At 53.9% G+C, this 11,031-nt stretch carries 9 protein-coding genes; 7 read left to right on the top strand and 2 right to left on the bottom strand.

Features of this window, described 5'->3' with window-relative positions; translation table 11 throughout:
* Positions 1-905: cation diffusion facilitator family transporter (locus tag VMT71_02710; protein ID HVN22855.1), on the bottom strand; the 905-nt coding region annotated here is incomplete at its 3' end.
* Between the two features lie 186 nt (positions 906-1,091).
* Here VMT71_02710 and VMT71_02715 point away from each other — a divergent pair.
* Positions 1,092-1,472 (top strand): isoamylase early set domain-containing protein, encoded by a 381-nt coding sequence (locus VMT71_02715; protein HVN22856.1) that lies wholly within the window; start codon positions 1,092-1,094, stop codon positions 1,470-1,472.
* A gap of 77 nt (positions 1,473-1,549) precedes the next feature.
* On the opposite strand, the gene VMT71_02720 is transcribed toward VMT71_02715, so the two are convergent.
* Positions 1,550-3,982: an AAA family ATPase gene (locus VMT71_02720; protein ID HVN22857.1), complete on the bottom strand. Its 2,433-nt coding sequence runs from the start codon at positions 3,980-3,982 to the stop codon at positions 1,550-1,552.
* A 293-nt stretch (positions 3,983-4,275) separates the two neighbouring features.
* On the opposite strand from VMT71_02720, the gene pilB reads away from it, so the two are divergent.
* From pilB to VMT71_02750, 6 genes are all read left to right on the top strand, one after another.
* Positions 4,276-6,000: a type IV-A pilus assembly ATPase PilB gene (gene pilB / locus VMT71_02725; protein HVN22858.1), complete on the top strand. Its 1,725-nt coding sequence runs from the start codon at positions 4,276-4,278 to the stop codon at positions 5,998-6,000.
* A gap of 141 nt (positions 6,001-6,141) precedes the next feature.
* Positions 6,142-6,747: a class II aldolase/adducin family protein gene (locus tag VMT71_02730; GenBank protein ID HVN22859.1), complete on the top strand. Its 606-nt coding sequence runs from the start codon at positions 6,142-6,144 to the stop codon at positions 6,745-6,747.
* A gap of 267 nt (positions 6,748-7,014) precedes the next feature.
* Positions 7,015-7,731 carry a FadR/GntR family transcriptional regulator gene (locus tag VMT71_02735; protein HVN22860.1) on the top strand — a complete coding sequence of 239 codons (717 nt, stop codon included), beginning with the start codon at positions 7,015-7,017 and terminating at the stop codon, positions 7,729-7,731.
* A 15-nt stretch (positions 7,732-7,746) separates the two neighbouring features.
* The gene (locus VMT71_02740) at positions 7,747-8,937 is read left to right on the top strand and encodes a 4Fe-4S binding protein (protein ID HVN22861.1); all 1,191 of its coding nucleotides are present in this window, start codon (positions 7,747-7,749) and stop codon (positions 8,935-8,937) included.
* A gap of 65 nt (positions 8,938-9,002) precedes the next feature.
* Complete coding sequence (locus tag VMT71_02745; GenBank protein ID HVN22862.1) at positions 9,003-9,677, top strand: RraA family protein; 675 nt, start codon at positions 9,003-9,005, stop codon at positions 9,675-9,677.
* A gap of 35 nt (positions 9,678-9,712) precedes the next feature.
* The coding region (locus tag VMT71_02750; protein ID HVN22863.1) for a hypothetical protein at positions 9,713-11,031 on the top strand (1,319 nt) is incomplete at its 3' end.

The raw sequence follows: 11,031 nt of genomic DNA on the forward strand, positions 1-11,031 counted from the left end.
TAATGGTGGTGATGTTCCGGTTCTTCGCCCGCCGCTATCTGGCAATACAGGGCGTCTTTTTCACACTCGGCGCACTCCATCTGCAGAACAGTGTGCTTGATGCCGAGGTCAGCCAGCTTTTCTTCGATGTTTTTTCTGACGGTGTCGGTTTCACTTATTTTGCGGTCGTTAATCAGCACGTGGGCTGAGAAGGCAGGAATGCCGTGACCTATAGACCAGACGTGCACATCGTGAACGCCCATGACGTCAGCCATTCCACAGAGGATGGCTGAAATCTCTCCGGCGTGCAAATCGAGCGGGCTCAGTTCCAGGAAAACCCAGAGTGCCTCCTTGATGACGCGCCCTCCGCCGAAGATGATTACCACACCGACGACACCGCTGGTTATCGGGTCGGCCAGCTGCCACCCCGTGAACATGATGACAAGTGACGCGATGATGACGCCGCCAGAAGAGATCGTATCTCCGAGAACGTGAAGAAAAGCGCTCTTCACATTGAGATCGGTATGCTTGTGACCCAGGATCCACGCCATGACCAGGTTACCGACCAGGCCCAGTACCGCTATAAAGAGCATCAGGTTGGAATCGACCTCCGGAGGCGTGAGGAGCCGGTGGTAGGTCTCGAGAAAAATAAAGATCGAGATAACGACAAGGCTGCAGCCGTTCAACAATGCTGCCAGGATGCCGATTCTCTGGTAGCCGTAAGTCGCACGATAATCAGACGGACGGCGGGACAATCTCATGGCGATGAGGCTGAGGGCGAGCGCAAAGACATCTGTGACAACATGACCCGCATCGCTTAAGAGGGCAAGGCTGTTGCTGAGGATGCCGCCGACTACCTCGCCCACGAGGATGATCAGTGTAACTACAATCGTCCACACCAGGCGTTTTTCGTAGGTTGCTTTCACCGGGATTCCTTTGTGGATTTTTGGTCCATCGCCGTACTAGTAAGTATTAAACCTTAATTCTGTCAATTGCACAAGAAGCGCCGGCTATTGACAACCCGCGGACTGAAACCTATTCTTTATGCATCATATGGTATACTATCCAAGGGCGAAGAGCCCTGTGAACTGATCGACCACAGGGGGTGACAGATGGCTGAGAAGAGCACAAAGACCAAAGCCTCGGGAAAAGCTGCGGGGAAGAAGGCTTCCGTGGGAGGAACCAAGACCAGTGCGTCGGGAAAACCGGCAGTGAAAAAGGCAGGTGCAAAGCCAGCCAAGAAAAAGACAACCTTCACGCTCAAGGCCCCCGAAGCCCAACAGGTGTTCATTGCGGGATGTTTTAACGACTGGGACCCTGTTGCGGATGCGCTGATGCCGACCGGCGAGGGAACGTGGACGTGTACGCTCTTGCTGGAGCCGGGTGAACATGAATATCGTTTCGTGGTCGACGGCGTGTGGTGGGATGACCCTATGGCATTGGAGCGCCGGCCCAATGACTACGGCTGTGAGAACTGCATCATCGTTGTGTAGCGGCTGAACGGTCCTGAGACTATCGCCCCGGAATTGAAGGGCGGTTCGTAGTCACCGCCCATCATCCTACTTGCATTTCACTCCGGTTTCTCTGACTTCGGGGTAAGCTGTGACCCTCCGTTCTCTTCCTTCTTCTTTTCCAGCGCCTCAGCGATTTCTGTGAGTCTTTTCATGACAAGCTGATTGACGCTGTTCTCCGGATAAGTCTGGTCCTCTCCCATGACGCCGGCCTGCATACCTGTGAGGATTTCAAGACCGTCCTCCATCCTTTCAATGGCATGGATGGTAAACTTGCCTTCCGTTACCGCGTCCACGATCTCCTGCTTGAGCATCAGGTTCTTCACGTTCCTGCTGGGTATGATGACTCCGTGGCTTCCGTCCAGACCCCGGGCCTTGCAGAGATCGAAGAATCCTTCCACCTTCTGGTTGACGCCCCCTATCGGCTGCACATCCCCATTCTGATCCATTGACCCGGTCACTGCATACTGCTGTTTGAGGGGTACACCCGCTATACTGGAAAGGAGGGCGTACATCTCTGCACAGGTTGCGCTGTCGCCCTCGACCATATCATAGAGTTGTTCGAAGGTGATTGATGCTGACAGGCTGATCGGTTTCTGTGACGCATATTTTGCACCGAGATAGCTCGCAATGATGAAAATGGCTTTTTCATGTATCCTGCCGCTCATCTTCGTCTCGCGCTCTATGTTGACGATACCTGCCTTGCCGACATACGTGCGGGCCGATATACGTGAAGGCCTGCCAAAACTATAGTCTCCCTGGTCGAGCACGGCAAGACCGTTCACCTGGCCTATCTTCGCCCCTTCTGTGTTGACTATCAGCACGTCTTCCAGCGTGGCTTCACTGAGACGCTCCTCGATCCTGTTCACTCTGTAAATTTTTTCTCTGATCGCTTGCTCGACGTGAGATGAACTGACAAAACTAACGCCGTCCTTTTTTGCCCAGTAATGGGCTTCACGCATGAGATCCGCTATGGCATTGAAGCGCACCGAGAGCTTCTCCTGGTGGTCGGCGAGGCGCGATCCGTGCTCAATGATCCTCGCAACGCCGCTACGATCAAAAGGAAGAAGCTTCTCCGCCTTTTGGCAACTGGCCACGAAGGCCGCATATTTCTGCATGTTCTCAGGGGTGCGGTCCATCCTGTTATCGAAGTCTGCTTTAACCTTGAAGAGCTCGTTGTAGTCGGGGTCCATGCTGGAGAGCAGGTAGTAAAGAAACGGATTCCCGACGAGAATTACTTTCACGTCGAGGGGGATCGCCTCAGGTTTCAGGCTGGCGGTGCTCATGAGCCTGTACTGCTCGAGAATATCTTCTACTTTTATCTCTTCATGCTTTATGGCCCTTTTCAAGGCATCATAGGAAAACGGGTTCCTGAGCAAATCGAGGGCGTCGACCACGAGATAGCCGCCGTTTGCTTTATGGACCGATCCTGCGCGAATCATCGTAAAGTCGGTAAGCGCCATGCCGTAGAGAATCTTGTACTCTATTCTTCCGAAGAGATTGAGGTAGGTCGGGTTGCTCTCGAACACCACCGGAGCGCCGTTTGTTGTGGAGTTGTCCACGATTACGTTCACGCTGAACCTGGTAAGGGAAGCTTCCTGTTTGGGCATCTTGAGAAAGGGCATGGGAGAGGCCTGTTCTTCCTGAGGACGGAAATCTTCCAGGTGGGAGAGGACATCCTCTCTGGTGTCGTCCAGGTAGGCCGCGATCTTATCGTAGTCTTTGTAGCGAGATTTGAGGTTCTCTGTCAGGGGGTTAACAGCATCGAAGGCGATGGCACGTTCCAGCTTCGCAAGCATGTCCTGTACAAACTTTTCAGTTTCGCGCATAGCTCTGAAGACTTCGTTAAGACGCTCCTGGAAAATCCTGCCTGTCTTCTCCAGTTCTTTCTTTTTCTTTTCCTCCAGCTTGCCGAACTCCTCCGGGGTGAGCGGTTCCCCGTCTTCCTTCAGGGGAAGCAGCATGACGCCTGACATGCCACGCCGTACGGTGAACCCCTGCTTGTGTGCCTCATCGTCCAGCTTGGAGAATAACTCATTCTGTTTCTGCTGGAATTCCTCGACGATGTGGCTCCTTTGTTTTTCGTACTCCTTTGATTCAAAGGCTTTGGGGATATCAATCTTGAGTGCTTTGAGAAAATCCTCCATGTCTTTAGAAAAGACTTTTCCCTGTCCGGGTCGCATGGCAATTGCTATGGCGGCATCAGGGTTCCTGAAGTTGTACACATAGCACCAGTCAGGAGGCACCTCCTCCTCAGCTGCCTTCCCGGAGAGCAACGTTTTAACCGTAGTCGTTTTGCCAGTGCCCGACTCTCCAAGGGCAAAAATATTGAATCCCTTGCTCGCCACTTCCAACCCGAAATCGAGAGACCGCAAGGCTTTTTCCTGCCCTATGGTCCCTTCCAGACCGGCTATGTCCTCCGTGGTAGAAAAGGTGAACTGATCCGTGTCACAGCGGCGAAAGAGTTCATCGGGTGCTAGTCTTCTCATCATGGTTGCCTCCTGTATGATGAACGTCGTTGCGTAGGCCAGACACTGGCTGTGCCCCTGAGAAACGGCCATGTACTATGGTCACACGGGCGGCTGACTTCCCAGTATTTTCTTCCGGTTACGGACGCCTACCTACGCCCTTGAGGTTAGTGTAAAGTTAGTACAGCACTGGCGGTCTGTAAAGGGGACCTGAGCAGAAAATAGGGCTGATTTCACCATATGGTCGCTCCTTAAGGTTTGCTTAAAAACAGCCGATAGTCTAAGAGTGAGTCAACACCTGTAGCCAGGAACGCATAGTGTCGCTTTCAGGACCGCTCCTCGGGGAACTGCTCGTCAGGATGTCTATGATCACCCAGCGCCAGCTGGATGATGCGCTCAAAGTGCAGAGACAACTGGGAGGCAAACTGGGCGAGGTGCTGGTACAGATGGGCGTTCTGACCGAGGACGACATCCTGGAAGCCCTCTCAAGAAAGTTTAACGTACCGCTCATCGAGCTCGAATCGACGGAAATAGAAGAGAGCGTCGTCAAGATCATACCTTCCCATTACGCGCGAAGGTATCACATCATGCCGGTGATGAAAAAGCGTACCACGCTGACCATTGCCATGGCAGACCCAACCAGCGTCAACACGATAAGCGACATAAAGTTCTTTACCGGCTACCATGTGGAACCGGTCATCGCCAAGGAATCGGCAATTGCAAGGGCAATTGAGAGGTACTATGGCGGTTCCCAAACGGGCCTCAGGAAAGTAATAGAGGACATGGGGGTCATCCAGGAAGCGTCGTCTTTGCAGATCGTTGAAGACGACGATAAGATGGACGTTGCCAGCCTCGAAGCTGATGCCAAGCAGCCTCCTGTCGTAAATATAGTAAACCTGATGATAGCGGAAGCGGCGCGGAAGAATGCCAGTGATATTCATGTAGAGCCCTACGAGACCGAGTTCAGGGTGCGCATGCGCGTGGATGGCGTTCTTTATGACATCATCAAGCTCCCCATGAAATATAAAGAGGCCGTGGTATCCAGAATCAAGGTGCTTTCCAGGCTCGATATAGCAGAGAAACGTCTGCCTCAGGACGGTCGCATAAAAATACAGATGAAACTGGACAATGCGACGAAGACGCTCGATCTTCGCGTATCAGTTCTGCCGACGCTCTTCGGCGAGAAAGTCGTGCTGCGGCTCCTTGACAAGGACAACCTCATGCTCGATATGCATCGCCTCGGATTCGAACCGGAAGGCCTGGTGCGATTCGAGGAGGCGATCTTCAAGCCTTGGGGCATGGTGCTCGTGACGGGCCCTACCGGTTCAGGAAAGACGAGCACGCTCTACAGCGCCATAAACAGGATCAATACGCCAGAGGTCAACATAATAACAGCCGAAGATCCTATAGAGTTCAATCTTCCGGGAATCAACCAGGTTCAGATGCATGAGACCATAGGGCTGACGTTCGCATCAGCGCTGCGCTCTTTCTTGAGGCAGGATCCAAACATTATCCTCGTGGGAGAGATCCGGGACATGGAAACAGCCGAGATCGCGGTCAAGGCATCGCTCACAGGACACCTGGTCCTGTCCACACTCCATACCAATGACGCACCCTCTGCGGTCACCCGTCTTGTGAATATGGGTATAGAGCCTCTGCTGGTCACGAGTTCTGTGATTCTCATTGCAGGGCAGCGCCTCGTGCGCAGAATCTGTCAGGATTGCAAGGAAGAGGTGGACATTCCCCGCAAGGCACTGGTTAACATCGGTTTTCCGGAAGGTGAGGTCGACTGCGTGAAAGCGTACGTGGGGAAAGGGTGTGACAAATGCAGCCACACGGGGTACAAAGGGCGGATAGGCCTGTACGAGGTCATGCCCATGACCGACACGCTGCGCCAGCTCATACTTGAAGGCTGCACCCTGGTGGATTTGAAGAGAAAAGCCATCGAGGAAGGCATGATCACCCTGCGGCAAAGCGGTTTGCTCAAGATCAAGGCCGGCATAACCACGATGGAAGAAGTCATTCGCGAGACCGTGCTGTAAATCACTGGTTCCTCAGGCTGCCAACATCCTTTTGATAACAGTTGATGTTCCTTCGGCACGAGAGATGAAAGAATCTGTTGACAATATAGAACCTTAATGAGAATTTAGAAAAGCCTGATTTTCGGGGTGAGGAGAGGGGCTATGAGCATTGAAAAGACCCTGATGCGCCTGAGAAAAGAACTGGCTGAGTTCTCAAAGCGCACGTTTCACCGGGGTCTTGTAAGCGGGACAGGGGGCAATATCAGCGTCAGGATACCGGGAACAGACCAGGTGCTGATCACCCCAACAAACGTGGCTCTATGTGATGTCGAACCTGAGTTCAGTCTCCTTCTGCACATCGACGGAAGTGTACTTGAGAGTCGTCATGACATGACGCCCTCAAAGGAAACAGGTTTGCATCTTGTTGCCTACATGCTTCGCCCGGATATAGGCGCGGTTTTTCATGTGCACCCTCCCTATGCGACAGCGTATTCAATGAAAGAGAGGCCGCTTCCCCTTGTGACGATCAATAGTCGCATAATCCTCCAGGAAGTCCCCTGCATCGGCTGCGCGGACCCGGGCTCCAAGGAACTCTGTAATTTCGTCGATGAAGGGATTTCCCGCTATCCTCACGCCAAGGCACTGCTGATGAAAGAGCACGGAGTACTGGCGCTGGGGCCTGCCCTTGCAACTGCCTTCTATGTTGCCGACCTTGTGGAAGATACCGCGAAGATAGCGTTCCTGGCAGAGAACATAAGGCGAGGGTAATGAACACCCGGGTGACGGGTGGTTATTACGGAGCGCTCGCTTTCTTGTTGACAAATGGACTAACATTTAGATATATAAAGTATAACCAAAAGCCCAACCGTCAGGATATGGGCGATGAGGAATGGATTCCGGCATGTTGGAATCCATCGAGCGAGCACGGCGAGCGAGAGGGGGAGGCTCCGACGGCTTTGCCGGTGGAGGGGGCGACGCGAGCCCCATACAGATATGTTCAAGTCGGTACGTACAGATCGCATCTCAAACGCCATAATGCAGCAGATCAAATCGGCGATCTTCGAAAAAAAGATCAAGCCGGGCGAGAAACTGCCGTCAGAGCGCCAGCTGATGGAGCAGTTTCAGTGCAGTCGCGTAACGGTACGCGAGGCTCTGAAGGCGCTGGAATACCCTGGGATTCTTGAGATCAGGAGGGGGATTCAGGGCGGTGCCTACGTCGTAGACCCCACGATCAAGTCGGGCCACAATTTACTGCAGGATATGTTCTTACTGGGGAATATAAAAATCTCCGATCTCACCGAGGCGAGGGTTGCCACCGAACCGCCGACTGCCGGTCTCGCCGCGGAAAGGGTCACAGATGAGATCCTTGAACAGCTGAGACAGAACATAGAAGAGACGCGCGAGTGCCTGAAGCGTAAGAATCCCAACGACGCACGCCTCCTGGAGCTGGAATTTCACCGCATCATAGCGCATGCATCGGAGAATCCGGTAATCCAGTTCATGATTGATTCCATGATGGACGTGATGGAGAACAACATCTCGTCTACATTTGTGCTCTCTGCAAGACCGGTGGAAAGTACGCTTCGTTTTCATGAATTGTTGTATGAGGCATTCAAGGAACGAGATTCGGCCAAAGCCCAGCATCTGATGCTGCAACACATACGCGAGATCCAGAGGGCGCTCGAAGAGAAGAAGCTCCCTATCAGGGAGCCCCGAAAGGGGATAGAGAAGAGAGCAGTTAAAAAAAAGTGAAGGAGGAGTTTCAGTATGGTCGACCTTTCAGTTGAAATTGCAGGCGTTAAGTTCAAGAACCCCATTGTTGTGGCTTCTGCCACACCGACTATGAATGCGAAGGGCATGAAGAAAGGCATTGACGGCGGTGCGGGTGCGGTTATCGCCAAGTCGCTCTTCGGAGAGGCAGGCAAACTGGGCAGACAGTTCCCGAGGCCCCGTTTCAAGCTCCTGGACTACAGGGAATATCCAGGATACCCGGAGAAGTTGCCCCATTCTTTTACGCTGCGCTCTCTGGAGGAGTGCTCCAGCTTCGATTATCCGACCTATATGAAGGACATCAACGAGGCCAAAGATCTGATCGGGGACTCCGGAGTCGTCATGGCCAGCCTTTCCGGCTCCAGCATGGATGAGTGGCTCACCATGTGCAAGATGGTGAACGAAACCAAGGCTGACTGGGTGGAGCTCAACAACTCCTGTCCCTTTGCGGCTGATATGGGTGTCTGCATGGGTGCGGGTGCTGTCGACCTCACCTTCCAGTTCGTAAAGGCGTGTAAAGAAGTGCTCAAGAAGCCCTTCAGCGTGAAGATCACGCCGCAGACGAATGATCCGGTTACTATCGCAAAACAGGTGGAACAGGCTGGTGCCAACGCAGTCAATATGTCGGCGCGGCTTTCCGGTACCATCATCGATATCGAGACTGCGAAACCATATCCCTTCGGCGCAATCGGCGGCTGGGGTGGACCGTATCTTCTCGGCTATGGCCTGAAGCTTGTCGGCGCTGCAGCGAAAGAGCTGAAGATTCCCATTATTGCAGGCCTTGGAACCTGGGACTGGCAGGACATCATCCGCTATCAGATGGTCGGCGCTACGCTCGTGCAGTCTGGCGCAGGCATCATGCTGCAGGGATACAAAGTGAGCCAGAAATGGCAGGACAGCATGGCCGCGTGGATGGAAGGCAAGGGTTACAACAGCCTTGCTGACATACGGGGGCTGGCCCTTCCCAACATGCTCAAGACCGCTGACGTGCCCAGGAAACCGACCAACATCGGCATGGTGATCGATACCACAAAATGCACCAAGTGCGGTGTTTGTCTGCGGAGCTGTTTCTATGATGCGATCGCGCTGACGAAAGCAGGGGCGGTTATCAACCCGCAGGCATGCGACGTGTGCGGCATGTGCGCAGAAGTCTGCCCGTCCTACGCGCCTCATCTATTCACAAAGTGAGATGCGCCATCGGGCGAGACCTAAAGCAGCAGGCAATACTTACGTAAATTGAAAAAGTGAGGACTATGGATACTGAAGCATTCGATCGGGATTACCGGAAACGGTTGGAAAAACTTTCGACGACGAACCTTTCAGACGCCCTTGACCAGGTCGGATTCAGAGGGGCCGTTATCGGCATCAGGCCCCTCTTTGGTATGCCGAAAGTCGTTGGTCGGGCAAAGACGATCAAGATGACAGCGGCCGGCATGGTGAAGTCAAAAAGGCATCTGGGCATCGATGCCATCGCCTCCGCGAGCCGCGGTGACGTCATTGCGATTGACAATCGAGGAGACACGTACAACAACTGCTGGGGGGAAATTCTTTCCTGTGCCGCGCAGCAGAAAGGTGTTTCGGCTGTCTTCGTCGACGGAGCAGCCAGGGATGTCGATTTCTGCCAGGAGATCGGATTTCCTGTATTCGCCCGCGCGATTGTTCCCATAACCGCCAGGGGGAGGATCATGCAGGAGGATTTCAACTGCCCTATCCGCCTTGGCGATGTTCAGGTCAGGCCTGGCGACATCCTCGTCGGGGATGTCAACGGCATTGTGGTGATCCCTGCAGAGAAACTGGAAGAGGTGGTAAGCGCGGCGGAGAAGATCCTGGAGAAAGAAGAACAGATGAAGGCTGATATTCTTGCGGGAATGGATATCGTGGAAGTAGATACCAAATACAACTACGAGCAGATGCTCAGCAAAAAATAGGAACAGCAGCAATCAAAAGAATTGTGGAGAGACGCATGACTGGAGTTGCGGAGAAGGAGAGCATAGAGAAACTATCGGAGCTCTTCAACTCCGATTCGAAGAAACCCTATACGCTTACTGAGCTGATCGCAATGGCCGAAGAAAAGGGCGCACTGTTGAGCCATCTCATCGTGGCCCAGGCTATGGCGCAGGAAGGCCAGAGCTACGAAGCAGTGCTCAATGCGGTCATGGACGCGTTCCGACACAACCTGGAAGCGTGTGAACTCGGGTTGGGCGAGGGCAAGAGCTTTCTGCTGGGACGGGTCGCGTCTGATCTTGCCCGCGAAAATCGGCGTGGAGCCGCACTCATTGAGGACCAGCTGGTCAACCGGGCGATGACGTATACGCTGGCGACAGAGGTAGGGAATCATGAAGTGGGCCTGCAGCCATGTGCAGGCACCGGTGACTCATGCCCGTATACCGGTCTCCTGCGGGCACTGTCTGAAGAGCCGTACCAGTGGGAGCGTCTCGCTCAGATGACCGCGCTCATGCTCAAGATCGGCGGTATCTTCAGGGTAGGCAAGGAGACAACAGGCTGTAACATGGAAGGACTGGGAGCCGGCGCTGCTGTTACAGCCGCAGTTCTCACGGAATTGCGAGGGGGAACACCATCGCAGGTGGGCAAAGCCATCGTGCTTGCGCTGTCACCGACCATTGCTGTGCCCTGCACACCACGCGTAATGGTTCCCGGTCTGTGCGCCCTTCACATCAGCGGCGCAATTCTCCTGGGTAACCAGGCTTCCAATATTGTGTTGAAGACGACGCTTCCTATGCCTGTTGACGTGGATGTGATGATCGCCATGGCAGCGCGTATCCACAAGGAGGCAGCCCCTGCCATTACGCCGATCAACATCAGGTATTTACGCCCCTTCTTCGAGAAGGATGAGAATGTGGAGAAGCTTGTCCCGGAGGAAATACTCCGTAAGGAGGCAGGCGAAAGAGCCGCTGTTGTGGAGGAAGCCAGAAAAGAAATGCGTGCCCTGGTGGCGCAGGCCCCACCTGTGACGAGGACGCTCGGTGAGGTGGTATTCGGAGGCAGCAGCATGGCTGTGGGATCGCCCACAAACATGGGGCGGGTTTGCCGCGAGCTCGTCAAGGGTGAGATCACCCGCGTGCGGGTGGAATTGACGACAGATCTCTTTCATCGGCGCGCGATCAATGTGCCGGGGATTCTCATGGGCGCCATTTACGGTGCGGCAACAGCAGACATTGAAGCATACCGGAAGGTTGTGCCCGACGTCCTCAAGCGGGGCATCCCGGTTGAACTGATAGAAGTCAAGGAACCGGAAGTGCAGCGTATCTGGCTGGAGACCAA

The organism is Syntrophorhabdales bacterium (assembly GCA_035541455.1).
Lineage (GTDB): Bacteria > Desulfobacterota > Syntrophorhabdia > Syntrophorhabdales > WCHB1-27 > JADGQN01.